Here is a 25,899-nt window from a genome sequence, read left to right on the forward strand (position 1 = left end):
CGGCTATGCTTTCTCTTTTTTGTATTAAACCTAATTTAGGAGAAAAATTAATGGAAATTAGTGACATCCAAAATCAGTTAGACGAGTTAAAAAAGCGGTTAGACCACTTTAGGGGGTCTCTTTGACTTAGAGTCAATTGATGAAAGCATCATTGTTAATGAAAGTAAGATGCAGGAACCCTCGTTTTGGGATGATCAAGAAAAAGCACAAAATTTAATTAGTGAAAATAATCTATTAAAGGAAAAGCGTGACTCTTTTTTAAGTCTGCAGGAAAACTATCAAAATGCAATGACAGCTTTAGAACTTTTACGTGAGGAGCCGGATCAAGAACTGCAAAAAGAGGTTGAAGCAGATTTAGCCAAGTTACAAGAAGAATTTCATAACTATGAAATGGATCTGTTACTGTCTGGCAAGTATGATAATCACAATGCTTTGCTAGAAATTCACCCAGGCGCCGGTGGTACAGAGGCAATGGATTGGGGACAAATGCTGTTTAGAATGTACCAACGATATGCAGATAGCAGAAACTTTAAGTTTGAAATTAACAACTATGAGCCATGTGAAGAAGCAGGACTGAAAAGTGTTAGCGTTCGAATAAGTGGAAAAAATGCTTACGGCTTGTTGAAATCAGAAAATGGGGTTCATCGTTTAGTAAGAATTTCACCGTTTGATTCAGCCAAAAGACGCCACACTTCGTTTGCTTCGGTTGAAGTCATTCCAGAAATTGATGATAGTATCAAAATTGATATTAACCCTAAAGACTTGAGAATTGATGTTTATCGTTCTAGTGGTGCGGGTGGACAACACATTAACAAAACTTCTAGTGCAGTGCGAATTACTCACTTACCAACTGGATTTGTAACTACATCACAGGCACAGCGTTCGCAGCTCCAGAACCGTGAAACGGCAATGAACGAATTACGAGCCAAGCTTTTCCATTTAGAAGAGGAAAAGAAGCGCCAGCATAAGCAAGAACTCAAGGGTGATCAAATGGAAAACGGCTGGGGTTCACAAATCAGATCTTATGTTTTTCATCCTTATAATTTAGTTAAAGATTTGCGTACAGGCTATGAAACTTCTGATACAAGTGGTGTAATGGATGGAAAGTTACAGCCATTTGTCTATGCATATTTGCAATGGTTACTTAGTCAAGATAATCCAGAGTAGGTGGAAAAATGAGTTTTTGGGGAATTATTGGAATTGTTTTATTAGCAGTTGTCATTCTAAGTGCGATATTTGCTTTCTTTCACATTTTATTCATGCTGTTACCAGCTGTCTTGGTGATTGCAGCTATTCTCTGGCTGATTAACCACTTCACCAAGAAAGATGATGATCAGCGACCAAGTAGTTTTGATGAACGACCAGATTTTTCTGAGAAAAACAATTGGTATTCTAATTCGAATGAGCGGCCCAAACGGAAAAAAGTGCGTAATGTTCACACTAAGGATGTTGACAAATAACTGAAAGGCAATTTTAAATGGTAAACGCTGTTAAATTAAAAAATTTAGTTCGAGATAACAAAATTGCATATGTTGTCCAAGGGCAACAATACATTGATGATAAAGAAATAATGGTCTCGGACATTTACCGTCCAGGGCTTGAATTAACTGGTTATTTCGATTTTTATCCGAAAGAGCGAATTCAGCTTTTAGGTAGAACTGAGATATCTTATGCGGCCAGGCTAGATCACGAGAGTTTGGTCAATGTTTTCAAGCGACTCTGTACACCGCAAACACCGTGTTTCTTTGTCTCACGTTCTTTGCCTGTGCCAAAAGAACTTAAGGAAGCGGCAGAGGACGCTAAAATTCCAATTTTATCTTCAACTGAATCAACAACCTATGTTTCAAGTAGACTAACGGAATACTTGCGTGAACGCTTGGCAGTTAGAGATACCGTTCATGGCGTATTAGTTGAAGTAAAAGGAATGGGTATTTTACTAACTGGTGACTCTGGTGTTGGAAAGTCAGAAACTGCTCTTGGTTTGATTCATCGGGGCCACAGGCTAATTGCTGATGACCGTGTTGATGTTTACCAACGTGATGTTGAAACTGTAATGGGTGAGGCACCACAAATTTTGAAGCATCTGATGGAAATCCGTGGTATCGGCATTATTGATGTAATGGATTTATTTGGTGTCGGTGCAGTGAAAAACCGCGAGGTAATTCAGCTTGTAATCAAACTGGTTAATTGGAATGAAAAGGCTAATTATGATCGGTTAGGTTTCGAAGAAAGTAAACGTGAAATTTGCAATGTTGAAATTCCACAGATTACTATTCCAGTCAAAGTTGGTCGCAGTATGGAAGATATCATTGAAATTGCTGCAATGAACTTTAGGGCAAAAAGAATGGGCTATAATGCCACGACTACCTTCGACAATAATTTAACTAGTTTGATTGCTGAAAATTCTAAAGATGACTCAACAAAGGGTGAAAGTAAATGAAGTTAGTGATTAGTCCTGACGCCTTTGTAATTGGGAACTTTAGTGTAAAGTGGTACGGCATTATCATGGCTGTTGCAATCATTTTGGCGGTTTCAATGGCAATTGTTGAAGGTAGAAAGCGCCAAATCGAAAGTGAGGACTTTCTTGACCTATTGTTATGGGGAGTTCCACTTGGCTACGTTGGGGCTCGAATCTATTATGTGATTTTTGAATGGAGTTATTATTCAAAGCATCCTGATCAAATTATTGCAATTTGGAATGGTGGTATTGCAATCTATGGCGGTTTAATTGCTGGCTTGATTGTTTTACTAATATTTTCTTATCGAAGAATGTTACCACCATTTTTAATGTTAGATGTAATTACACCAGGGGTCATGGCAGCACAAATTCTTGGACGCTGGGGTAACTTTTTCAATCAAGAAGCTCACGGTGGGCCAACAACTTTGCATTTTTTACAGAGTCTACATTTGCCAGATTTTATCATTAATCAAATGAAGATTGGCGGAACTTATTATCAGCCGACATTTTTGTATGAATCATTTTTTAACCTCATCGGGTTAATTCTGATTCTGTTATTAAGACACAGAAAGTACTTGTTTAAACAAGGTGAGGTCTTTATGCTGTATCTAGGCTGGTATTCTGTCGTGCGCTTTTTTGTCGAAGGATTGCGTACAGATAGTTTATATTTAACAAGTGGAATAAGGGTTTCGCAATTATTAAGTTTGATTTTGTTTATTGCTGTAATTGCTTTATTCATATATCGAAGAAAAGTCGTCAAACCTAAATGGTATCTTGACGGTAGTGGGCTAAAATTCCCGTATTCAAGAGATTAGTAAAAATATAAATAGAAAGATTGGAAAAACAATGACAAAAATTGCAGTTTTAGGAGCAGGTTCATGGGGAACAGTTTTAGGCTCGATGCTTGCTGATAAAGGTAATGAAATCGTACTTTACGGTAATAATGAGGAAGTTAACCAAGAAATTAACGAGCATCACACCAATGAGCACTACATGAAGGATTGGAGTGTTAATGAAACAGCCACAGCCACAGGTGACTTAAACAAGGCGCTTGATGGGGCTGAAGTCATTCTTTTTGTGTTGCCAACGCAAGCAATTAGGATTGTTGCCAAGCAAGTTGGTCAAATTTTGACTGAAACTGGTCGCAAGCCTTTAATTGTAACTGCAACTAAGGGAATTGAGCCAGGGACTAAGAAATTAATCTCAGAAATTCTAACCGAAGAAATCTATCCTAACGACACGGATAAAATTGTGGCAATTTCTGGTCCAAGCCATGCAGAAAGTGTTGCTCAAAAAGATCTCACTGCTATTTCTTGTGCATCAACAAGTAAAGAAAACGCCGAAAAAGTACAGGAAATGTTTTCAAATGAATATTTCCGCTTATACACTAATAGCGACTTAGTTGGTGTTGAAGTTGCAGGTGCAGTTAAAAACGTAATTGCAATCGCTGCAGGAATTTTGGTTGGTAAGCATTATGGTGATGATGCTAAAGCAGCTTTAATGACCAGAGGTCTTGCTGAAATCACAAGACTTGGCGTTAACTACTTTGGTGCTGATCCAATGACATTTAGTGGTTTATCTGGTATCGGTGATTTAATCGTTACTTGTACTTCAGTTAATTCACGTAATTGGCGTTGTGGTAAACAACTTGGCGAAGGCAAGAGCCTTGATTATGTTTTGCAAAACATGGGACAAGTTGTTGAAGGTGCGACAACCGTGAAGGCAGTTCATGAATTATGCCAAGAAAAGCAAATTGACATGCCAATCAGTGAAGCAATTTATCGTGTACTATATGAAAATTCTAATGTTGACGATGAAATTACCAAAATGATGGGGAGAAGTCCAAAGCAAGAAATTAGACTTTAATCGACTTTAGATATAAAATTTACTTACGAAAAATAAGAGTATAGTTAAGGTGTAATTATGGCAAAAAAATATGATGTAATTGTGATTGGTGCTGGTCCAGGCGGATTAACTGCAGCACTATATGCTTCGCGAGCCAATCTCTCGGTTTTAATCTTAGATCGTGGCCTATATGGCGGTCAAATGAACAATACCGATGCAATTGACAATTATCCGGGTTTTACTGAAATTAAGGGACCTGAGTTGGGCGAAAAAATGTATAACTCGACAATGAAATTTGGCTCCGAATTTGAATATGGTGATGTTCAATCAGTAACTATAGACGGTGAAAATAAGGTTGTTAAGACTGACACTGGTGAATATAGTGCTCCTGCATTGATTATTGCAACAGGTGCTGATCATCGGCACCTAAACGTACCAGGAGAAGAAGAATATTCCGGTAAGGGAGTGTCTTATTGTGCTGTTTGTGATGCTGCATTTTTCAAGGATGAAGACATTGCAGTAATCGGCGGTGGCGATTCAGCGATTGAAGAAGGAATTTATTTGGCTCAGAGTGCTAAATCAGTGACTGTTATTCACCGTCGGGATCAGTTACGGGCTCAGCCAACTTTACAAAAACGTGCTTTTGCCAATGATAAAATCAATTTCATTTGGAATGGGATAACTGAATCAATCGATGGCGATGGTCAACGCGTAACAGGTGTTACATACAAGGACAAAGAAACTGGTGAAGAAAAGCAATTGGCTACTCGTGGTGTCTTCATTTACGTTGGTGTGATTCCTCAAACCGCTCCTTTTAAAGAACTTGGAATAACCGATGAGCAGGGCTGGATTCCAACAGATGACCACATGCGAACTAAGGTTGATGGTATTTTTGCCTTAGGTGATGCTCGAGCAAAGGATTTGCGTCAGATTGCTAATGCTGTTGGTGACGGTAGTATAGCTGGTCAAGCCGCTTACAATTATCTACAAGATTTAAATGATAAATAAAACTAAGGAAGGATTCATAAAAAATGGATTCTTTTTTTATTATTGCGGATAGCTAGGTTGATAAATGCTAGAATAGAAATTATGAAAACGAATTAGCCATTTAAATACAAGAAAAAGAGGTTTAGTGCTGTAATGAACGCTAAAGGAATATTTCAAGTTTGGCAAAAAGCGCCTAATATGCCAGATTATTTAAAGAAACAATTAGAACAGTTGGGACAAGATCCGAAATGGATTGAAGATGCTTTTGGCCAAGAAATTAATTTTGGAACTGCCGGTATGCGAGGCCGACTTGAGCCAGGAATTAATCGGATAAACCTGTTTACAATTGGCTGGGTAACAGAAGGGCTAGCAAGACTAATTGATGAAAAAGGTTCTGAAGCGCAAAAGCGTGGTGTAGTCATTTCTTTTGACTCAAGATATCATTCGCGTGACTTAGCTGAACATGCGGCTCGCGTGCTTGGAGCCCATGATATTCACGTCTACCTATTCGATGACTTGCGGCCAACGCCAGAATTGTCTTACGCAGTCCGTTATCTCCATACATTTGCTGGTATTAACATTACCGCTTCGCATAATGCCAAGCAATATAACGGCTATAAAGTATATGGTGAGGATGGTGCCCAAATGGGACCAGAAGATGCTGACCGCGTTTTTGACTATGCACAAAAGATAACAGACATTTTTCAAGTTAAGACTGCTGAAGTTCAGGAATTACGCGCCAATGGCACTTTGGATTTAATTGGTGAAGATCTGGATGAAGCCTATTTAGCTGAACTGAAAACGGTTAATGTTGATAAAAAGCAAATTAAGCAGAATGCAGATCAATTAAAAATTGTCTATACACCACTCCATGGTACAGGCAAGATGCTTTATGAGCGTGCCTTTAAGCAAAACGGGTTCGTTAATGTTTACCCTGTAGCAAGTCAATCGATTATTGACCCTGAATTTCCAACAACTAAGAAGCCTAATCCTGAGTATCGTGATGTTTTTAATCCAGGAATTGAACTTGCAAACCAAGTAAACGCTGATTTGATTATTGCGACGGATCCGGATGCAGACCGAATGGGAGCTTGTGTAAGGACAAAAGATGGCGAATTCCAGGTTCTGACTGGTAATCAAATTGCCACTTTGATGATCTATTATCTTTTAGTTAACTTAAAAGACAATCATCAACTAGCAAGTGACTATGAATTAATCACTTCAATTGTTTCAAGTAGTATGCCACTGAAAATTGCACAAGACTTTGGAATTAGAACCAAAACAGTGTTAACCGGCTTTAAATTTATCGGCGAAGAAATTGACCGAATGAACAAGGAGCACGATGGCCGTTTCTTAATGGGCTTTGAAGAAAGCTATGGCTACTTATTCGAGCCATTTGCACGCGATAAAGATGCAATGCAGGGCGCAATTATGTTTGCAGAGGTTGCCTCATACTACGCTTCCCGTCAAATGACTGTTTTGGATGGCTTAAACNAAGACTTTGGAATTAGAACCAAAACAGTGTTAACCGGCTTTAAATTTATCGGCGAAGAAATTGACCGAATGAACAAGGAGCACGATGGCCGTTTCTTAATGGGCTTTGAAGAAAGCTATGGCTACTTATTCGAGCCATTTGCACGCGATAAAGATGCAATGCAGGGCGCAATTATGTTTGCAGAGGTTGCCTCATACTACGCTTCCCGTCAAATGACTGTTTTGGATGGCTTAAACGAGATCTGGCAAAAGTATGGCACATCATATGAAATCACACGCGCAATTGAAATGCCTGGCATCGGTGGACAAAAGAAAATGACTCAATTAATGGCTAAATTACGTGAAAGTCAGTTAACCGAGATAAATGGGGTAAGGGTTTCTAAAATTGAAGATTACTTTTTGCAGGAACAATTTAGTGGAGAGCAAAAACAACCATTTACTGACTTGCCGAAGGCAAATGTTTTGAAGTACTATCTTGCCGATGAAACTTGGCTTGCTCTAAGACCATCAGGCACTGAGCCAGTTATTAAAGCATACGTTGGGGTTAACAAGCCGGACATTAAACAAGCTGAAGCGGCAGCGCAGGACTATCAAGAAGCTTTAGCGCAACTTTTAAAATAAAAACAAAAGACGTGCGAAAATACGTTCGAGGTAGTAGAATAGAATAAACGAAATAAAGGTTGGACTTTTTGGTCCAATTTTTTTATGAGGAGCCTATCTATGATTAAACGACAAGATAAACGAAAATTTGAGCTTGTCTCAAAGTTTAAACCTGCAGGAGATCAAGAGCAGGCAATTAATAAATTAACTGACGGCTTTGAAAAAGGTTATAAGGAACAAATTCTTGAAGGAGCTACTGGTACAGGTAAAACCTTCACGATGGCTAACGTTATTGCCAATTTGAACAAGCCGACATTAGTAATTTCACATAATAAAACTTTGGTTGGTCAGTTGTATGGCGAATTTAAGGAGTTTTTCCCTAACAATGCAGTTGACTACTTTGTTTCGTACTATGACTACTACCAACCTGAGGCTTACGTACCTCAGTCAGATACATATATTGAAAAAGATTCATCAATCAATGACGAAATTGATCAATTGCGTCACCAAGCTACCAGTGATTTAATGGAACGAAACGATGTGATTGTCGTAGCATCTGTTTCTTGTATTTACGGTTTGGGTGATCCAAAAGAGTATTCTGCAAGTGTGATTACTGTTCATGAAGGAGACGATTATGGACGTAATACATTGCTGCGCAATCTTGTAAATATTCAGTATGATCGAAATGATATTGACTTCCAGCGCGGACGGTTTAGAGTACGTGGAGATGTTGTTGAAGTCTTTCCAGCTGGTAACTCAAGTCATGCCTACCGAATTGAATTTTTTGGGGATGAAATTGACCGAATCGTTGAAATTGATTCTTTAACAGGTGAGGTAATTGGTGAGCGTGAGAGTATTTCACTATTTCCAGCTACGCATTTCATGACTAATGAAGAACAAATGCGCAGAGCGCTTAAAGCTATTTCGCAAGAAATGAAGCTTCAAGTTAAGAAGTTTGAAGGAGAGGGAAAACTCCTTGAAGCGGAGAGAATTAAGCAGCGAACTACTTTTGACATGGAAATGATGGGAGAAGTTGGATTTACTAGTGGAATTGAAAACTATTCTAGACATATGGAAAATCGAAAAGAGGGCGAACCGCCTTATACTTTGCTTGATTTCTTTCCAGATGACTTTTTAATTCTAATTGATGAGTCCCATGCTACGATGCCCGAAATTCGAGCAATGTACAATGGTGACCGTAATCGAAAGAAAACGTTAATTGATTACGGCTTCAGATTACCATCTGCATTGGATAACCGGCCTTTAAAAATTGATGAGTTTGAAAAGCATGTAAATCAAATTATGTATGTTTCTGCTACACCTGGTGATTATGAACTCGAGCGAACTGACCACAAGGTTGAGCAGATTATCCGACCAACAGGATTGTTGGATCCGAAGATTGAGGTCCGACCGGTTGAAGGTCAAATTGATGATTTGGTCGGTGAAATTAATAAGCGAATTGAGCGTAATGAACGGGTCTTTATCACTACATTAACTAAGAAAATGGCAGAAGACTTGACCGATTATCTAAAGGATTTAGGGATTAAGGTTCAATATCTGCACTCTGATGTAAAGACACTTGAAAGAATGCAAATACTGCGTGACTTACGAATGGGCAAGTATGATGTGCTAATTGGAATTAACCTTCTTCGTGAAGGTATCGATGTTCCTGAAGTTTCATTAGTCGCGATTCTTGATGCCGATAAAGAAGGCTTTTTACGAGCTTACCGCCCACTTGTTCAAACAATGGGACGTGCATCGCGTAATTCTAATGGTGAAGTAATTATGTATGCTGACACAATCACGGATTCTATGCGGGAAGCAATTGAGGCAACGCAGAGAAGACGTAAATTGCAAATCAAGTTTAACGAAGAACACAGTATCACACCAAAGACAATCGTTAAGCCGATTAGAGACGTGATTTCTGCCACCAAGGCTGTTGATGAAGTTGCTGAAACTGATAGTTTTGCTGATCTTAACTTTGATGAACTAACTGTTAAACAGAAGAAGACGATGATTAAAGATCTTCGTCAGCAAATGCAAGAAGCCGCTAAGAAACTTGATTTCGAAGGTGCCGCAACATTGCGTGACGCAATCATGGAGCTTGAAAGTTCAACAAGAAAACCAATTGAGAAAAAGGGAAAAACACTAAATGGCAAATGATAAGATTGTAATTCGCGGGGCACGTGAACACAATTTAAAAGATATTAATTTAACAATTCCAAAAGATAAAATGGTGGTAATCACTGGTTTATCGGGTTCTGGTAAGAGCTCGCTTGCCTTTGATACACTGTACGCTGAAGGTCGTAGACGTTATGTTCAATCATTGTCTAGCTATGCTCGTCAATTTTTAGGTCAAATGGACAAACCGGATGTTGATTCAATTGATGGCTTAAATCCGGCAATTTCAATTGATCAAAGAACTACTTCACACAATCCTCGTTCAACAGTTGGTACAGTTACTGAAATTAATGACTACCTACGTTTACTATGGGCTAGAGTTGGTCATCCAATCTGTCCGAATGATGGAACGCTAATCGAAAGACAATCCGTCGAGCAGATGGTTGACCGAATTTTAGCATTGCCTGAAAGGACTAAAATTCAGCTACTCGCACCTGTAATCAGATCTAAGCGTGGCGCTCACAAGGAAGTATTTAAAAGGGTTCAACGTGCTGGTTATGTGCGTGTGATTGTTGATGGCGAGATGCATGATATCAGTGAGGATTTTGATTTAGACAAAAATAAACGCCACACCATTGATATTGTCGTTGACCGGTTGGTAGTCAAAGAAAGTATCAAATCACGTCTTTTTGATTCAGTGGAAGCTGTGCTAAGGCTGTCAGAAGGATACATGGATGTTGATATTATTGATGGTGAGACACTGAACTTTTCTGAGTTCTATGCTTGTCCTAAATGTGGTTTTACAGTAGGTGAAATGGAACCACGTTTGTTCTCCTTCAATGCACCGTTTGGTGCTTGTCCAGATTGTGATGGATTGGGAGTGAAGCGTTCAGTTGATGAAGATTTAGTTGTTCCTGATAAAAGTAAGACACTAGCTGAAGGGGCAATTGTCCCTTGGAAGACTTCAAATTACTATGGTGGGATGCTTCAACAAGCATGTGACGCATTAAAGATTCCAATGGATAAACCATATAGTAAATTGACCAAAAATCAAAGAGAAATCTTGATGCATGGCTCTAAGAAAGAAATTTCTTTTCATTTATCTGGTGAATTTGGCGTGAAGAACACCACTGCACCATTTGAAGGCGTAATGGAAAACGTTGAAAGACGCTACATGAACCCAATGTCCAAATTTATGCGCGATGTCATGGGTAAATACATGACAGAATTAACGTGTTCAACTTGTCACGGCAAGCGCCTTAACCAAAAAGCTTTAGCAGTTAAAGTTATGGGAAAAGATATTTCGGAAGCATCTGAAATGTCGATTACCAAGGCTTTGGAATTTTTCAATAACATTAAATTAAATGAACAAGAAACAATTATTGCTAAACCAATTCTTAAAGAAGTGCGAGATCGACTATCCTTCTTGAACAGTGTTGGCCTAGACTATTTAACGTTATCTCGTTCCGCTAACACTTTGTCTGGTGGGGAAGCTCAAAGAATTAGATTAGCTACACAAATTGGCTCAAACTTATCTGGTGTAATGTATGTTCTGGATGAACCATCGATAGGGCTGCACCAACGTGATAATGATCGCTTAATTTCTGCATTAAAACGAATGCGTGATCTAGGTAACTCGTTAATCGTCGTTGAACACGATGATGAGACAATGCGCCAAGCTGATTACCTCGTTGATATGGGTCCTGGTGCTGGTAGTTATGGTGGTGAAGTAATGGCCGCCGGAACTCCAGAAGAAGTTGAAGCTAATCCAAAATCACTTACAGGACAATATTTGTCTGGTAAAAAATTTGTGCCGGTTCCATTAGAAAGACGTAAAGGTAATGGGAAAAAGATTACCATTACCGGTGCCGAAGAGAACAATTTGAAAAATCTTAAGGTTGAGTTTCCACTTGGTAAGCTAATTGTTGTCACTGGCGTGTCAGGTTCTGGTAAATCGACGTTGGTCAACATGATTTTAAAACGCGTATTAGCGCAAAAACTGAATCGTAACCAAACTAAACCTGGTAAATATAAGAGTATTTCTGGCTATAAAAATATCGAAAAAATAGTTGATATTGATCAGAGTCCAATTGGTAGAACACCTCGAAGTAACCCAGCTACTTATACTAGTGTTTTTGATGATATTAGAGCATTATTTGCTCAAACTAATGAATCAAAATTACGTGGCTATACTAAAGCTCGTTTTTCATTCAACGTCAAAGGTGGACGCTGTGAAGCTTGTCGCGGTGACGGTATAATTAAAATTGAAATGAACTTTTTGCCAGATGTTTACGTACCTTGTGAGGTATGTCACGGCAATCGTTACAACTCAGAAACGCTTGAAGTCACATATCGTAAGAAGAATATTGCCCAGGTCCTTGATATGACCATTAGTGAAGCTTGCGACTTTTTCAAAAATATTCCGAAAATAGCTCGCAAGTTGCAAACAATTGTCGATGTAGGCTTGGGTTACGTGAAATTAGGTCAATCTGCCACTACTTTATCTGGTGGAGAGGCGCAAAGAATGAAGTTAGCAGCGGAGTTACAAAAAATTTCGACTGGTAAGAATTTTTATATTCTTGATGAGCCAACAACTGGTCTTCATACTGATGATATTAAGCGTCTGCTTGAAGTAATGCAGCGGCTAGTTGATCAAGGTAATACAGTATTAATTATTGAGCATAACCTTGATGTGATTAAAAATGCTGACTGGCTAATTGACCTTGGTCCTGACGGTGGTGAAGGTGGTGGCACAATTGTTGCAACTGGTACCCCTGAAGATGTCGCTAAAGTAAAGGAAAGCTATACTGGACAATACCTTGCCCCTGTTCTTAAACGAGACACTGCGCTGACTAAAGAAGCAGCAAAAAAAGCAAAGAAATAGTATTTATTTACATACAAAAAGTGTAAAATATCGGACAGGGAGGAATAGAAATGGATAATTTTTCAAATTACAGAGAAAGACGCGGCTTTAATTGGGCTGCACTTATCTCCGGCATATTAATGATTATTGCAGGAGTGTTTTTAATTAGTCACCCAAATAAGGCTTTACATGCATTTGTCTTGCTGTTTGCGATTATTTCAATAGTCCAAGGTTTTGTCTGGCTCGCATTTTATAGTCGCTTTCGTTATTTTGTTTCCTTTAGTTGGATTTCAATCATCACGGGGGTTTTGGATATCATCATTGGTATTTTATTCCTATATTCATACGACGCAGCAGGTTTAACCATTGCATACTTATTTGCCTTCTGGTTCCTGTTTGATTCAATTTCTGGAATTATTTTTACGTGGCATTTACGCAGTTTATCTGGTTTTTATTTCTGGATAAACATGATACTGAATATTTTTGGGCTCTTGATTGCAGTAGGATTAATGTTCAACCCAATGCTTTCGGCATTGACATTAATTTGGCTTGTTGCCTTCTGGCTATTTATTTTTGGAATAAGCGAAGTAATTGCAGCGTTTGCTCATAGATAAAAGATTAAAAAAGTTCGTAATGAACTTTTTTTTTGCCCTAAAATATGAAACACCCGGTATGCTATAATTTGAGTAGAGGAGGTAAGCAACATGACTGATAATAAAAAACAATTGTTGATTGTTACTGGAATGAGTGGCGCTGGAAAGACTGTTGTTTCGCATTCCTTAGAAGATATGGGATATTTTGTTGTTGATAATTTGCCTCCAACCTTACTTTCAAGTTTTTGGGATTTAATTGTCAACTCGGATGATTATTCTAAAGTAGCAGTGGTAATCGATTTAAGAGTGCGCAGTTTCTATAAAGACTTAATAAATGAAATAAGTTCACTTGAAGATAATAGCTGTGTTCAAACACGGATTATCTTTTTGGATGCTTCCGATGATGTATTGGTTGCTCGCTATAAAGAAACAAGGCGTGTTCCTCCACTAGTTCATGGTGGGCGGTTACTTGATGGCATCATCGAAGAGCGACACGTTCTTGCGGGAATAAAAAATCGTGCTAATGACATTATTGACACGTCAAATCTTACTCCTCAAGAATTAAAAGAAAAAATGTTTGAAGAATTTAGTGATCAAGAAAAGCAGCCATTTTCAATTGAAGTTCTTTCTTTTGGCTTTAAATATGGTCTGCCGATTGATGCTGATCTTGTGATAGACGTACGCTTTTTACCAAATCCATTTTATATTTCTGAACTACGTCCTTTCACGGGACTTGATCAGCGAGTCTTCGATTATGTGATGGATAAAGATATTACACAAGTATTTTATGAAAAACTGTTAGATTTATTGAGAACAGCCATGCCCGGGTATATTAAAGAGGGAAAGAGTAAGTTAACTATTGCAATTGGCTGTACAGGTGGTCAACATCGTAGTGTGGCAATTGCAAGGCAACTTGCACATGATTTGTCACATGACTATCCAGTTGATATAACTCATCGCGAAATTAGCAGGTATACCAGAAAAAGGTGAAAATATGACATATAGCGATTCAAAAGTAATTAGGGTAACGAGAAGTAGAAGACCCAAAATTGTTGTAATTGGTGGCGGAACGGGTCTACCAGTTGTTTTGAGTGCGTTAAAAGAACAAGATGCGCAAATCACAGCAATTGTGACAGTTTCAGATGATGGCGGCTCTTCTGGAACAATTCGTAACTTCATTAATGTTGTTCCACCTGGTGATATTCGTAACGTATTAGTTTCTCTAAGCGACATACCACAAGAACAAAAAGATGTTTTTCAATACCGTTTCGATTCATCAGACTCATTTTTCTCGGGACATGCGATAGGTAATTTGATTATTGCTGCTTTAAATGAAATGCATGGTAATATTTTTGACGCCGTCCAATCATTGTCAAAAATGATGCGTGTTGATGGACATGTTTTTCCAGCTTCCAACGAGCCTTTAACATTGAATGCGGAATTTATTGACGGGACAATCCAAGCGGGAGAAAAGGAAATAACTAACAAGGACAAGCGAATCAAGCGTGTTTGGGTAACAGATACGAATTCTAATAAAGAACCGGAGGCTGTTTCACCTGTTCTGGACGCAATAATGCAAGCTGATGCGGTTGTTTTGGGTCCAGGAAGCTTATTCACTTCAATTCTTCCTAATTTGATGATACCTAATCTCGGTGAGGCTGTTAGAAAAACAAAAGCAGAAGTTATTTATATTTGTAATATCATGACTCAACTTGGCGAGACTGATCACTTCTCCGACTGTGATCATGTTGACGTTATCAACAAGCATCTTGGTGGTCATTATGTAAACACAACTTTGGTTAATGGTGCCAAAATTGACATGTCAAAATTTAATCCTAAGGATTATGATGCCTACATTGAGCCCGTTAAAAATGACTATGCTGGCTTGCGAAAGCAAGGCTGCCGGGTAATCACAGATGACTTCATTGACCAACGAAGCGGCCTTGTGTTCCATGATGGTGAAAAAGTGGCAAACGAGATTATTAATCGTGCGTTTACGGCAATGTCGACCAGAAAGACTACGGAGTAACTAATGGCAAGTTATGCAAGTGAGGTAAAGAAGGAACTAACCTCCTTACCAATTCATCCTGAGCACGCAAAGGCTGAACTAGCTGCTTTTTTGCGGATGAACGGTGTTTTAAATTATCATGACCGTATGTTTAGTCTTGATATCACAACTGAAAACCCAGCAATTGCTCGACGAATTTTTTCTTTAATAAAAACAGCGTATCGTGTAGAACCGTTATTAATCGTTTCGCGTAAAATGAAATTGAAGAAGAATAACCAATATCTGGTACGTCTGCAAAATCATGTCAAAGAAATTTTGACTAATTTGGAAATCTTAGCACCAGATTCAGGTTTAATCACGCGAATACCTAAAAGAATAATTGATTCGCGCGAGGGCGCAATGTCGTATTTGCGTGGTGCGTTCTTAGCAAGCGGTAGTGTAAATAATCCGGAAACAAGCAGGTATCACTTGGAAATATACTCTGCTTATGAAGATCACAACAATGATTTATTAGAACTAATGAATCATTATTTTAATCTTAACGCCAAAACAATTAGTAGAAGGCGTGGTTATATAGTCTATCTTAAGGAAGCAGAGAAAATTGGCGATTTTCTTCACGTTGTCGGTGCGGTCAACGCAATGCTATCCTTTGAAGACTTAAGGATTATGCGTGATATGCGCAATTCGGTTAATCGCTTAGTTAATTGTGACACGGCAAATTTGAAAAAGACTGCGAATGCAGCTGCTAAACAAGTTGAGGATATTGAACTAATAGAACGTAAAATCGGGCTTGAAAATATTCCAGAAAAGCTGCAGGGAATCGCAAGATTACGGCTGACCAATCCAGAGCTGTCATTAAAAGAAATTGCCCTGCAAGTTCCGGATGGACCTATTTCAAAGTCAGGTGCAAATCATCGTTTTGCGAAACTACATGAAATGGCACAGAAATTAGAAGAATAAAAAGATCTCCGAGCTATTTAGCTTGGAGATCTTTTTAGTTTAATTAATATCTAACTACTTCTTTTGATTGACCATAATTTCATCAATTAAGCCATAATCCTTTGCTTCTTCAGCAGTTAGGTAGTTATCACGTTCAGTATCTTTCTGAATCTTTTCAAGTGGTTGACCAGTAGTTTCGTGAAGAATCTTATTGATTTTTTCACGGCTCTTTAAAATTTCATTAGCTGCAATTTGAATATCAGTCTGTTGACCCTGAGCCCCACCCAAAGGTTGGTGAATCAATACAGTAGAGTTAGGTAAAGCAAAACGTTTACCCTTTGCACCACTGGTTAATAGAATGGAAGCCATTGAAGCAGCCATTCCGATTGCAATAGTTGATACATCTGACTTAATGAAGTTCATCGTATCCATAATTGCTAAACCAGAAGTGATTACACCACCGGGTGAGTTGATATAAAGGGAGATGTCCTTAGTGTTGTCTTGAGCATCAAGGAATAATAACTGGGCAATAATTGTATTTGCCATGTCATCATTAATTTCTCCACTGAGCATGATAATTCGATCTTTTAGCAAACGAGAATATATGTCATAAGCGCGTTCACCACGAGCAGTTTGTTCAATAACTGTAGGTACAAGCATCTTTTTACCTCCTAAAATTAAAGTCATTTTTGTTAGCACTCTAATAAGTACAGTGCTAATTAAATCACTTACATTAAATACTGTCAATGAAAGTGTATTAATTTTGTATTCTAAATTACAACATTCTTATTATATAATACGAAGAGTAAACTAAAATATTGGAGGAATAATTTTGAAGCTTTTTAAGAAAATTGCAATTCTTACGACCACAGTGCTTGCGGGGCTAGCGTTGTCGACTGGACTTGCAATTACATCGGTTGAAGCTGATTCTAATCAATCGCAGCAGCCAGCGCAAGGAGAAACAAAAACCACTCCTAGCAAGAATAGTAGTCAAGGCGAAAATACCGATGAGGAGAATGACAGTGGTGATCCCAATAGTCAACCTGATCCTGGTAATACCAACTCAGACAACTCGAATACCAAACAGCCACCAGTGAAAAAGAAAGCACCCAAACAAGTAATTACAGGCTATGCAATGATGACCAAAGTTGCTGGTAACAAGAACTACAAGGTTTGGGCAAACGTAAAAGATGGTAAAGTTAGCAAAAAAGTTGCTGATGGTATTAACTTTCAATATAGCCATATTCAATCAGATCAACTAATTGAAACAAAAAGTGCTCGTTACTGGAGAATTTATGTTAATGGGCGAAAAGTTGGTTATGTAAACGAAAAGTTCTTTGCTAGAAATCAAATAGCTGTGCCTAAAACAATTAGTTTGGTTAACAATGAGTTTTATGAATTTTTCACACGGGATGCAATTTCATATGTAACTAATTACATGGGAACTGTTATTAGCAATGACAATGTAAAAATTTCTCGTGAGACTATCTCTTGTGCAACTCCAAAAACTTATACGGTTAAATATACATATGGTGACGCGAAAGCAAGTGTTAAGATAACAGTTAGAAAAAGCACTACTGAAGGAATTGCTGATCCTGATGTAACTAATTCGTTCCCTGCGCAGCCTGGTACAAATGAACACCAAGCATGGAAAACACATTATGGTTCTTCAGTTAATTACATTAGTCCTACAGAATACACACCAGAAACAGAATCACATACTCTAACAAGTGGTAATATGACTCTGAAGACAAGATTTTATCAACCGGTTCTTCTGAGCGTAAAGGATCCAACCGATGATAATATCAATCGTGTTGGCCATATTCCAGAAGGTGTAACTGTTTCAAACGGCTGGGCTTATACCAGTTTATTGAGTCACACTTATTTAAGCTCTGGTCACATTGTTGGTTATGATTTGAATAAGTTAACTAGCCCGTATAATGCGCAACACCTTTTAGATATGTCTCAAAAGGACTTTAATAATTATTCTAAGCATATCAAGGTCAGTCCATACATCCCAATTGGACATGGCCAAGCAATGGGTGCAAGTGACAAGTATATCTACGTAATTAATAATAATAATAAATTAAACGAAACAACCGATTCAGAAGAAATTGTTCAAATCCGTAAGAGTGATTTACAAATTAACAAAATTTGGACAATGAAAACTTGGGTAGGTGACCAAAATAGTCCGCGTTACTTCCACAACGGAGTAATCATGAACGATTATGAAATGTACACGGTATATCATGATACTAAGAATAATCGCTATGAATATTGGCAACTAACTCGTACTGGCGACAACTGGAATCCAAAATTAGTTGGTAAAACAGATGGTAATTTTGTTAACAACAATTCACCAGTTCAAGGTTTTGCCTATGATCCAGATCATAAGAACTTTTACTTAGCATTTAATGATTTAATCTTCAAAATTGGTCGCGACGGAACTTTAAAGGATCACTATTCATTTGATACTGGACGTGAGATTGAAGGTATTTCAGTACATGATGGTAAACTTTACGTTAACTTAGCGCAACGCGCAGAGTTATTAGTAAGCATGAATATTGATTAAACAAACAATATTTAAAGTAAATAAAAAGAAGAGCTAATTAGCTCTTCTTTTTTTGATTCTTCTTTTGACATTCAGGACAAATACCAAAAATTTCTAGGTGACTTGCCGAAGTAACATAGCCCGTTTGTTTTTCTGCTTCTGCACGCATACGATTTTCAACTGCTTCAAAGTCTGGATAATAGACGTCAGCTATGTTATCGCATTGTTTACAAATAATGTGGAAATGAGGCTCTACAAAGTAGTCATAGTGAATGGAATCATCACTATTTTTGATTTCGATAACAATGCCTGCGTCAACTAATTTGTTTAGTGTGTTGTAGACTGTTGCTCGATAGGCTGGCTCGTCGCCGCTAATTGCTTTGAAAATAGTAGCTGCAGTAGGATGATTATGATGTGTCCGCAGATATTTCAAGATTTTAAGCCGTGGCTTGGTGACTTTCAAATTATGCTCACGTAGTAAATCTTCTGTTTCTTTTAAGTAGTTTGGCACAGGTTTCATCTCCTTAGTTTATTAAGTATAGTTTAGCATTAAATGCACAAAAAAAGTCGCCTTTTATTAGGCGACTTAATTAATCTTTAATTAGTATTTACTGTTCTTTAGCATCTTGATGGTGCTTAATCGTTGGTAAAATCATACCAAGTAAGAATAAAACAATTGGGGTAGCAATGTTCAAGCATAATGTAAATGGATCATCAGAGTACATTCCCATTAAGCAACATGCAACTGTAACAATTAATCCCCAAACACCAAGCGTATATGCAAGCCATTGATGCTTAGTCATTTCGTAGTTTTGGCCATTGTGGAACTTAGCTGCTTGCTTACGTAATGCAATGTAAGCAATGAATACCCATAAATAACGCATTGGCATCACGATAGAGTTTAATTTAACCAGTTGAGCCATGACTGCTTGAGCATTTGGCATGATAGCTTGTAAAACAATTAGACCACCAGATAAGCAAACAACCATCCAAATACCGTTGATGTATGCACCATGCTTGTTAACTTTCAATAGTTTCTTAGGGATATAATCTTTAGCTTCCTTACTACCTAATAGGATACGTAATGGAGCATCAATACTGATTACTAAAGCCGAGAATTGTCCAATAACGTTACACCAAGCATAAATGTACATGAACAATCCACCAACACCGTAGTATTGGCCCAACTTGTCAAAGGCCATGTAAGGTCCGTTAGAGATGTATTCGTTTAAATTAGCGTTAACAACCTTAGGATCAAACATCATTGCCAACGCAATTGTTCCTAAAATTGCGGAAATCATGACCATTCCAGCTAAACCTAACATTGATTTAGGGAAGTTACGAGAAGGATCTTTCAGCTTGTTTACATATGGTGAAATCTTTTCAGCCCCACCAACTGCGAAGACTAAAATTGATAGCGAGGTAAAGTACTTGAGGTTAAAGTCAGGTACAAAATTCTTCCAGTTCCAGCTAATATTATTAAAGCCGGCGTGAGGATTGATCATTGGTGCTGCATACATCATGATAATGAATAAAATTGACATGATGAACATTGAGGAACCAGCAATCGTTGACAATGTCTTAATAACTGGCACACCACGACTAGCTACCCAGCAGAAGAATAAAAAGACAGCAAGAGTTGCTAATTGAGTGCAAGTAGTAGGCAAACTGTCATACCAAGTAGTATTGCCAAAAATGCCCCATGACATACCTCTTAAGCCACCAGTACCCTTACTTGAAATGTAAACGACATGAACAGCCCAGAAAGTCCAACCAGCATAATAAGCCCATTTTGGACCAATTGTAGCATTAATCCATGATGAGACCCCACCTTCGGAGTTTTGAAAGACAGAGCCGAGCTCACCAACCATTAGTGCATAAGGGATGAAAAACAGAAGGAAAATAATAATCCAACTGAGAATAACTTTTGTTCCATCAAAATAAATGAACCCATTAACAACATTACCAAAGCTCCAAACAATAGAGAAGGCCATAGTTGCTAGAGTGGGCCACATCATTTTTTTGGAATTTTCTTGCGATGTTTCCATAACCTAGTTCTCCTTACAGAAAAAATAATAACGTTAATATTGTAACGCAGACAATTATAAAAATCTATTTTTGTTAGAATCATAGGAGCACACTATTGATTTAACTTTTTAAAAGTGTGAAACTATCTATATATGTTTTATTAGGAGGGTAAAGAATTTAATGAAGAAAAAGTTTATAAGTAAGTTGCTAGTTGCCTGCTCAATTATGGTAACTGGCTTATTTGTCGGGAGTAACACAACTGAAGTAAATGCCAAGAGCTACCACAAAGCTGTGACTAAAATTGCTGGCAATGGTAACTATGCTATTTACCATAAGGCAAGCAAAAAAGGTCCATCAGGTAAATTTACTTCAACTAAGTATTTTAAGCATGCTCAAATTCAATCAAAGCAATCGCTTGATACTAAAAAGGGGAAGTTTTGGAAAATTATTGTTGATGGACGAACAGTTGGCTGGGTTAGTCAAGACTTTTTTGTAAGAAACAAAATAGCAGTTGTTTCCAAAGTTAGTCTAGTACAAAATCCAAACTTTTCATTTGATACAAGGGACGCAATTAACTATGCTACAAACAGTGAGGGAACAGCTGTTAAAGCTGATAAGATTAAAGTTTCGACTTCAAGTGTTAGTTCTGCTACCCCTGGCACAACAACAGTTAATTACAGTTATGGCAACGCAAAGGCAAGCACAACTGTGACGGTTCGTGCTGACAAAAATGAGGGTATAGCTAGAGCTTCTGTTGCTCCTAAAAATGGCCCTAAAGAAGTATCTACTTGGAAGGGTAGTTCAAAATCTAGTTCAAGAAATTGGAACGCAGCTCACAATTATACTTTTGAAACCAGACCGAATACTTTTAAATCAAATGGCTTAACTCTTAAAACTAAGTTTTTCCAACCTCGTTTTGTCAGTTTAGATTACAACAAGGCAGCTGATAAAATGGGACAAGTTGGTGTGATACCTGAAGGAATAACAGTACGCGGTTCCAACTTTACAGTTGCTGTCTTCAATTCAAGTAGTGATCAATACGGTCACTTGGTTTCATATGATTTAAACCATGTTAGCAAGTATGGTGCGCAGAATTTACAAGGTTTAAAATGGTCAACTTTTAAAAATTATGCATCGCACATTAAAGTCAGCCCATACATTAAACTTGGACATGGCCAAGCAATCGGCTCATCAGCAAATTATATTTATGTAATTGCTAATGACAACAAGATGAAGAATTCCACTGCTTCTGAAGAGATTTATCAAATTCGTAAGTCAGACATGATGGTTAACCAAATTTGGAGCTTCAGAATCTGGAGTGGTTCATCACCAAGGTACATTCACAATGCAACATTCTCCGATGATAACACGATGTACTGCTTATTCCACAATGGTGGCAATGGTTATTATGAATACTGGAAAGTAACGCGGAATGGTGATTCTTGGGTACCAGAAGAAGTTGGTGCGACAAGGGGGAACTTTGTCAGCAACCATTCACCTGTTCAAGGATTTACTTATGATCCATCGCATGACCAATTCTACGTTGGTTTTAACGACTACATTTTCAAAGTGGCCAAAGACGGCACTTATAAGAAGACACATCATTTCAACATAAAACGTGAGCTTGAGGGTCTGTCTGTTTCCGGTAATAAGATTTACGCTGAATTTGCTCAACGTGGAGAATTAACGGTTGGTAAGACAAAATAAAATGAATTAAAAAACAGTTTTCCGAAAGGAAGACTGTTTTTGTTTTAGTCAGGATTAATAATAAATTGACTGTTTTTATAAAGTTTGCATATTATTTTAATTATTATATAATTCCATTTATAGTATTTTTAAAATAGTTTAAGGAAGGTCCCTATGCAAAACATACTAGAAACAACTAACTTAACCAAAAAGTTCAAAAATCAAGTTGCACTTGATCATGTTAATATACATGTACCTGCCAATCAGGTTTATTGCTTGCTTGGACCAAATGGAGCCGGTAAGACGACACTGATGAAAATTTTGACTGGAATGATTTCAGCCACAGAAGGATCGATTTCCTTTGCTGGACATGAATGGTCTAGAAAAGATCTTGCGTCTATCGGTTCGTTGATTGAGAATGCTCCGTTATATGGCAACCTAACTGCAAGAGAAAATTTGCAGGTCATTTGTAATTTGCGAGGCGTAGATACTAATGAAATAGATAATATTTTAGCAACAGTGGGTATGGATCAAACTGGAAAGAAACTTGCTAAAAATTTTTCTTTAGGTATGAAAGAACGATTGGGAATTGGGCTAGCCTTAGTTGGTAGTCCTAAGCTATTGATTTTAGACGAGCCAACAAACGGACTTGATCCACTAGGAATTCAACAATTACGTAACCTGATTGCTGAATTTAAAAAGAAAGATATCACAATTATTATTTCAAGTCACATGTTATCAGAAGTTGAGCATTTAGCAGATAACATTGGAATTATCGGAAACGGTAAACTTCTCTTAGAAAAGCCGATAGATCATCAGGAAAACTTGGAAGAACTGTTTAATAGTACGTTGATGAAAGCTGGTGTTACAGGTGCTTAAAGCTCTATCAATAGAAACTCTTAAAACTAAAAGAACTCTTGTTAGACAATTAATCTGGGTTTTTCCATTCTTAGTAGCAATTGTCACTTTTCTATTATTTGCAGCAGCCGGCTATGTGGCTCAAAGCATAATTAATCAGTGGAGTTGTATTTGGTTTCCATTATTTTTAGCACTAATCATTGGGCTAAATGATCGCCATGAAAAAAATAGTACTGAATATAAAATGATTCTGAGCTCACCGGATGACTTATTTAGTTATGAGTTAGGTAGAATACTTCATGGGTCTCTGCAAGGCCTGATTACTTCCCTTGTCCTAGTTATTTTGGTTTGCGTACTTTCATTTGTGACAGTTACTAGTGTTTCAGTCTCCTCAATAGTTTTGGCGATTTTGGGATTATGGCTTGTGAATTTATGGCAAGTACCTTTATACACATGGATTAGTCGTTTGACGAATATGTATGTTACAGTGCTTATTGCGGCTATCGGAGTTTTTATTGGCATAGAAATTAATGAATATGCTTGGGGGAAAATTTGGCCATTTACTTGGTCTGAAATTTTCCCAATTTCTCTAATTAAGATTAAAATAAATGGTCTCCCGATAGCAAATACCTCAGGCTTATCGAATAATTACTGGACGATTGGAGCAGCACTTGTTTTATTTGTGATTTTAAGTTACTTGGGTGCTAGATCATTTAGAAATCAGGTAAAGAAGAATGATTAATAAAATATTTAAAGCCGAAAACGAAAAATTAAAGCGTAGTTTTTTATTATACATGCATCTATTTGTGCTACTTGTTTTCCCGCTAATTATGGGACTTTACTATGGAAGTAAGAAGAATTTTGTTAATTCCCAAACCATGGTTATAAGTTTTTATGAAATATTAGCAATTGTTTCTCCTTTAGTCATTAGCGTTGTGGTTTGTCTTGTTTTTGATAGAGAAGAAAAAGCCGGCGGCTGCAAAAATTGGTTGTCCAATCCTATAGGGAAGGGCAAAACTATAATGACGCAATTGCTGTACTATTGGCTGTGGTATTTTGTTGAAATAGTAGGGACAAGTATTTTTTACTATTTGATTCTAAAATATGGGTTCCGTGTAACGGGTATCTCCTTCTTAAAGCTTCTTCTAACAAGCATTGCTTTTGCTCTTTTTGGCTTTTTGCAATATGCAATTGCTCAATTAATTGTACTTAAATGGAACGTTGGGGGAGCAATGATTTTAGGATTCTTTGGATCCGTAATTTCTGCTTTAAGCATTACAGTTATCTTCGACTTTATTTGGCCGATTGTACCCTGGTCATGGCAAATTTATTTGATTGCTTTTTGGCAGAAAGAAATGAGTCTTGGCTCCCAAAAAGTCATAGGATTATTGATGCTAATTCCACTCTTCTTAACAGTTATATTTAGTCTGTTGATTGAAAAGGCATATAGAAACTGGCAACACTAAAAGTTCTAAGTTGAATCATTGTATGCCTGACATAAATATAAAAATTAGAGTAGCGCATTACAATTCAGATGAGGACTAACTTTTGATTTTTAATCGAAAGTTAGTCCTTTTTGTTTAAAAATGAGATATTAAGATGCTATAACATGTGAATAATATTGCTATGTATGGCAATGTTTAAGACTTTTTATAATTTCAATAAAATCATTTTTCAAAGGAAAGATATCAGGTATCATTTTAGTCTGATAAAACCAAGTATTTTGATTAAGGAGAACCTTTTGACTAAAAGAGATTTTATTGATAGCTGTAATTTTTCACAAGCTGAAATGCAATATATGGCCGAACTGGGCTTGAAGCTAAAAGAGGCAATTGAACATGGATATTATCCACCATTACTAAAGGGCAAGAGTTTGGGGATGATTTTCGATCAATCCTCAACAAGAACGCGCTGCTCTGCTGAAGCTGCAATGACTGAATTAGGTGGCCATGCATTATATTTAGCACCTGGTCAAATTCAATTAGGCGAGGGTGGTCATGAAGGATTAGCAGATACCAGTCGTGCTCTAGGAGACTTGCTCGATATTATTGGAGTTAGAACGGCTAGCCAAGAAGATGTTGAAGAGATAGCTCAAAATTCTCGGGTACCTGTTGTTAACTTCATGACCGATGATGATCATCCTACTCAAGCATTAGGTGATTTGATTACCATTATGGAGTATTTACCTAAAGGTAAGAAACTATCTGAAGTAAAGCTTGTTTTTGTCGGGGATGCTACGCAAATAGCTGTTTCAGCAATTTATCTGTGTGCACAAATGGGCATGCAATTTGTGCAATATGGCCCTAAAGATAAGCAAATGCCAAAGAAAATAGTAGAAAAAGCACAAAAAATTGCTGACAAAACAGGTGGTACAATCACTTTATCTGAAGATGAAGCAGTTTTAAAAAACGCAGACTTCATTTATACGGATGTTTGGTACGGCTTATATGACCAAGAACTGAATAAAGATGAATACATGAAGATCTTTTACCCTAAATATCAAGTTAATGACGAGTTAATTGCAAAAACTGAAAATCCTAATGTTAAATTTATGCACTGCTTGCCTGCTAATAGGGGCGAAGAGGTCAGTGCTTCTGTTCTTGAAGGTGAAAAATCAATTGCGTGGGAGCAAGCAGCCAATAAAAAAGCTGCTATGCGCGCAGTGTTTGTTTATTTACTTAATGCCAATTTTGCTACAGACGCTGATTCAATCAAGATTGCTAGTCAGTGTCAAAGTGAATTGCAAGAAATACTAGAACAAAGACCGTAAAAGCAAAAAGAGCTAAATGATAACAAATCATTTAGCTCTTTTATTGTTTAATTATGGGTCCCCTGAGAGTCGAACTCAGATTTTAAGAACCGGAATCT

Annotated in this window: 21 protein-coding genes and 2 pseudogenes; 20 read left to right on the forward strand and 3 right to left on the reverse strand. The window is 37.5% G+C overall.

Annotated features, from left to right (window positions below; genetic code table 11):
* Positions 1 to 50 precede the first annotated feature (50 nt).
* The 14 genes and pseudogenes from prfB to whiA all read left to right on the forward strand — a co-directional run bounded on the left by prfB (position 51) and on the right by whiA (position 15,929).
* Positions 51 to 1,167 (forward strand): peptide chain release factor 2 gene (gene prfB / locus CRG87_RS00905; RefSeq protein ID WP_165775955.1). Its coding sequence is split into 2 segments (ribosomal slippage): positions 51 to 122 and positions 124 to 1,167, totalling 1,116 coding nucleotides; the frame shifts between segments, so codons are not numbered across the junction.
* 8 nt (positions 1,168 to 1,175) lie between these two features.
* Complete coding sequence (locus CRG87_RS00910) at positions 1,176 to 1,460, forward strand: hypothetical protein (RefSeq protein ID WP_074425576.1); 285 nt, start codon at positions 1,176 to 1,178, stop codon at positions 1,458 to 1,460.
* A gap of 17 nt (positions 1,461 to 1,477) precedes the next feature.
* Positions 1,478 to 2,440 carry an HPr(Ser) kinase/phosphatase gene (hprK, locus tag CRG87_RS00915; RefSeq protein ID WP_074425575.1) on the forward strand — a complete coding sequence of 321 codons (963 nt, stop codon included), beginning with the start codon at positions 1,478 to 1,480 and terminating at the stop codon, positions 2,438 to 2,440.
* Positions 2,437 to 3,273: a prolipoprotein diacylglyceryl transferase gene (lgt, locus tag CRG87_RS00920; protein WP_074425574.1), complete on the forward strand. Its 837-nt coding sequence runs from the start codon at positions 2,437 to 2,439 to the stop codon at positions 3,271 to 3,273. Before hprK ends, lgt begins: the two co-directional genes overlap by 4 nt.
* A 31-nt stretch (positions 3,274 to 3,304) precedes the next feature.
* Positions 3,305 to 4,324: an NAD(P)H-dependent glycerol-3-phosphate dehydrogenase gene (locus CRG87_RS00925; protein WP_074425573.1), complete on the forward strand. Its 1,020-nt coding sequence runs from the start codon at positions 3,305 to 3,307 to the stop codon at positions 4,322 to 4,324.
* A 57-nt stretch (positions 4,325 to 4,381) separates the two neighbouring features.
* Positions 4,382 to 5,311, forward strand: coding sequence for a thioredoxin-disulfide reductase (gene trxB, locus CRG87_RS00930; RefSeq protein WP_074425572.1), 930 nt, complete (start codon positions 4,382 to 4,384; stop codon positions 5,309 to 5,311).
* Between the two features lie 132 nt (positions 5,312 to 5,443).
* Positions 5,444 to 6,781 (forward strand): annotated as a pseudogene (locus CRG87_RS00935) (phospho-sugar mutase); the annotation flags it as partial.
* Positions 6,782 to 6,787: 6 nt separating this feature from the next.
* Positions 6,788 to 7,405: pseudogene (locus CRG87_RS08225) on the forward strand (phospho-sugar mutase); the annotation flags it as partial.
* 99 nt (positions 7,406 to 7,504) lie between these two features.
* Entirely contained in the window at positions 7,505 to 9,547 is a 2,043-nt protein-coding gene (uvrB, locus tag CRG87_RS00940; protein WP_074425570.1) for an excinuclease ABC subunit UvrB, read from the forward strand.
* On the forward strand, positions 9,537 to 12,389 hold the full coding sequence (gene uvrA / locus CRG87_RS00945) for an excinuclease ABC subunit UvrA (RefSeq protein WP_074425569.1): 2,853 nt from the start codon (positions 9,537 to 9,539) through the stop codon (positions 12,387 to 12,389). Before uvrB ends, uvrA begins: the two co-directional genes overlap by 11 nt.
* A 50-nt stretch (positions 12,390 to 12,439) precedes the next feature.
* Positions 12,440 to 12,982, forward strand: coding sequence for an HdeD family acid-resistance protein (locus CRG87_RS00950; protein ID WP_074425568.1), 543 nt, complete (start codon positions 12,440 to 12,442; stop codon positions 12,980 to 12,982).
* A 90-nt stretch (positions 12,983 to 13,072) separates the two neighbouring features.
* The gene (gene rapZ / locus CRG87_RS00955; RefSeq protein ID WP_046306496.1) at positions 13,073 to 13,951 is read left to right on the forward strand and encodes an RNase adapter RapZ; all 879 of its coding nucleotides are present in this window, start codon (positions 13,073 to 13,075) and stop codon (positions 13,949 to 13,951) included.
* Positions 13,952 to 13,955: 4 nt separating this feature from the next.
* Positions 13,956 to 14,990, forward strand: coding sequence for a gluconeogenesis factor YvcK family protein (locus CRG87_RS00960; RefSeq protein ID WP_074425567.1), 1,035 nt, complete (start codon positions 13,956 to 13,958; stop codon positions 14,988 to 14,990).
* Between the two features lie 3 nt (positions 14,991 to 14,993).
* On the forward strand, positions 14,994 to 15,929 hold the full coding sequence (gene whiA / locus CRG87_RS00965; protein WP_074425566.1) for a DNA-binding protein WhiA: 936 nt from the start codon (positions 14,994 to 14,996) through the stop codon (positions 15,927 to 15,929).
* Positions 15,930 to 15,983: 54 nt separating this feature from the next.
* On the opposite strand, the gene clpP is transcribed toward whiA, so the two are convergent.
* Complete coding sequence (gene clpP, locus CRG87_RS00970) at positions 15,984 to 16,568, reverse strand: ATP-dependent Clp endopeptidase proteolytic subunit ClpP (protein ID WP_046306499.1); 585 nt, start codon at positions 16,566 to 16,568, stop codon at positions 15,984 to 15,986.
* A 172-nt stretch (positions 16,569 to 16,740) separates the two neighbouring features.
* Here clpP and CRG87_RS00975 point away from each other — a divergent pair, with 172 nt between their 5' ends.
* Positions 16,741 to 18,480 carry a GW dipeptide domain-containing protein gene (locus CRG87_RS00975; RefSeq protein WP_074425565.1) on the forward strand — a complete coding sequence of 580 codons (1,740 nt, stop codon included), beginning with the start codon at positions 16,741 to 16,743 and terminating at the stop codon, positions 18,478 to 18,480.
* Positions 18,481 to 18,517: 37 nt separating this feature from the next.
* Here CRG87_RS00975 and CRG87_RS00980 read toward each other — a convergent pair whose 3' ends face one another.
* Positions 18,518 to 18,979 carry a Fur family transcriptional regulator gene (locus tag CRG87_RS00980; RefSeq protein ID WP_074425564.1) on the reverse strand — a complete coding sequence of 154 codons (462 nt, stop codon included), beginning with the start codon at positions 18,977 to 18,979 and terminating at the stop codon, positions 18,518 to 18,520.
* 88 nt (positions 18,980 to 19,067) lie between these two features.
* Entirely contained in the window at positions 19,068 to 20,507 is a 1,440-nt protein-coding gene (locus CRG87_RS00985) for an APC family permease (RefSeq protein ID WP_074425563.1), read from the reverse strand.
* 160 nt (positions 20,508 to 20,667) lie between these two features.
* Between CRG87_RS00985 and CRG87_RS00990 the strand changes: the two genes are divergently transcribed.
* The 5 genes from CRG87_RS00990 (at position 20,668) to argF (ending at position 25,801) form a co-directional block, all read left to right on the forward strand.
* Positions 20,668 to 22,194, forward strand: coding sequence for an LBA0864 family S-layer associated protein (locus CRG87_RS00990; RefSeq protein ID WP_074425562.1), 1,527 nt, complete (start codon positions 20,668 to 20,670; stop codon positions 22,192 to 22,194).
* A gap of 153 nt (positions 22,195 to 22,347) precedes the next feature.
* Positions 22,348 to 23,052, forward strand: coding sequence for a lantibiotic protection ABC transporter ATP-binding subunit (locus CRG87_RS00995; RefSeq protein WP_074425561.1), 705 nt, complete (start codon positions 22,348 to 22,350; stop codon positions 23,050 to 23,052).
* Positions 23,045 to 23,773: an ABC-2 family transporter permease gene (locus CRG87_RS01000; protein WP_074425560.1), complete on the forward strand. Its 729-nt coding sequence runs from the start codon at positions 23,045 to 23,047 to the stop codon at positions 23,771 to 23,773. Before CRG87_RS00995 ends, CRG87_RS01000 begins: the two co-directional genes overlap by 8 nt.
* Positions 23,766 to 24,497 carry an ABC transporter permease gene (locus CRG87_RS01005; RefSeq protein ID WP_074425559.1) on the forward strand — a complete coding sequence of 244 codons (732 nt, stop codon included), beginning with the start codon at positions 23,766 to 23,768 and terminating at the stop codon, positions 24,495 to 24,497. The genes CRG87_RS01000 and CRG87_RS01005 overlap by 8 nt, the downstream gene beginning before the upstream one ends.
* A gap of 275 nt (positions 24,498 to 24,772) precedes the next feature.
* Entirely contained in the window at positions 24,773 to 25,801 is a 1,029-nt protein-coding gene (gene argF / locus CRG87_RS01010; protein WP_074425558.1) for an ornithine carbamoyltransferase, read from the forward strand.
* Positions 25,802 to 25,899 lie beyond the last annotated feature (98 nt).

It is taken from the genome of Lactobacillus apis, assembly GCF_002837055.1.
GTDB classification, from domain to species: domain Bacteria; phylum Bacillota; class Bacilli; order Lactobacillales; family Lactobacillaceae; genus Lactobacillus; species Lactobacillus apis.

Bases quoted from the DNA above. Each gene is read 5' to 3' on its own strand.
- CRG87_RS00950 (WP_074425568.1), top strand. From the start codon at position 12,440: ATGGATAATTTTTCAAATTACAGAGAAAGACGCGGCTTTAATTGGGCT.
- uvrB (WP_074425570.1), top strand. From the start codon at position 7,505: ATGATTAAACGACAAGATAAACGAAAATTTGAGCTTGTCTCAAAGTTT.
- clpP (WP_046306499.1), bottom strand. From the start codon at position 16,568: ATGCTTGTACCTACAGTTATTGAACAAACTGCTCGTGGTGAACGCGCT.
- CRG87_RS00960 (WP_074425567.1), top strand. From the start codon at position 13,956: ATGACATATAGCGATTCAAAAGTAATTAGGGTAACGAGAAGTAGAAGA.
- CRG87_RS00985 (WP_074425563.1), bottom strand. From the start codon at position 20,507: ATGGAAACATCGCAAGAAAATTCCAAAAAAATGATGTGGCCCACTCTA.
- trxB (WP_074425572.1), top strand. From the start codon at position 4,382: ATGGCAAAAAAATATGATGTAATTGTGATTGGTGCTGGTCCAGGCGGA.
- CRG87_RS01005 (WP_074425559.1), top strand. From the start codon at position 23,766: ATGATTAATAAAATATTTAAAGCCGAAAACGAAAAATTAAAGCGTAGT.
- CRG87_RS00925 (WP_074425573.1), top strand. From the start codon at position 3,305: ATGACAAAAATTGCAGTTTTAGGAGCAGGTTCATGGGGAACAGTTTTA.
- CRG87_RS00990 (WP_074425562.1), top strand. From the start codon at position 20,668: ATGAAGAAAAAGTTTATAAGTAAGTTGCTAGTTGCCTGCTCAATTATG.
- hprK (WP_074425575.1), top strand. From the start codon at position 1,478: ATGGTAAACGCTGTTAAATTAAAAAATTTAGTTCGAGATAACAAAATT.
- CRG87_RS00995 (WP_074425561.1), top strand. From the start codon at position 22,348: ATGCAAAACATACTAGAAACAACTAACTTAACCAAAAAGTTCAAAAAT.
- whiA (WP_074425566.1), top strand. From the start codon at position 14,994: ATGGCAAGTTATGCAAGTGAGGTAAAGAAGGAACTAACCTCCTTACCA.
- lgt (WP_074425574.1), top strand. From the start codon at position 2,437: ATGAAGTTAGTGATTAGTCCTGACGCCTTTGTAATTGGGAACTTTAGT.
- CRG87_RS00980 (WP_074425564.1), bottom strand. From the start codon at position 18,979: ATGAAACCTGTGCCAAACTACTTAAAAGAAACAGAAGATTTACTACGT.
- CRG87_RS00910 (WP_074425576.1), top strand. From the start codon at position 1,176: ATGAGTTTTTGGGGAATTATTGGAATTGTTTTATTAGCAGTTGTCATT.
- rapZ (WP_046306496.1), top strand. From the start codon at position 13,073: ATGACTGATAATAAAAAACAATTGTTGATTGTTACTGGAATGAGTGGC.
- uvrA (WP_074425569.1), top strand. From the start codon at position 9,537: ATGGCAAATGATAAGATTGTAATTCGCGGGGCACGTGAACACAATTTA.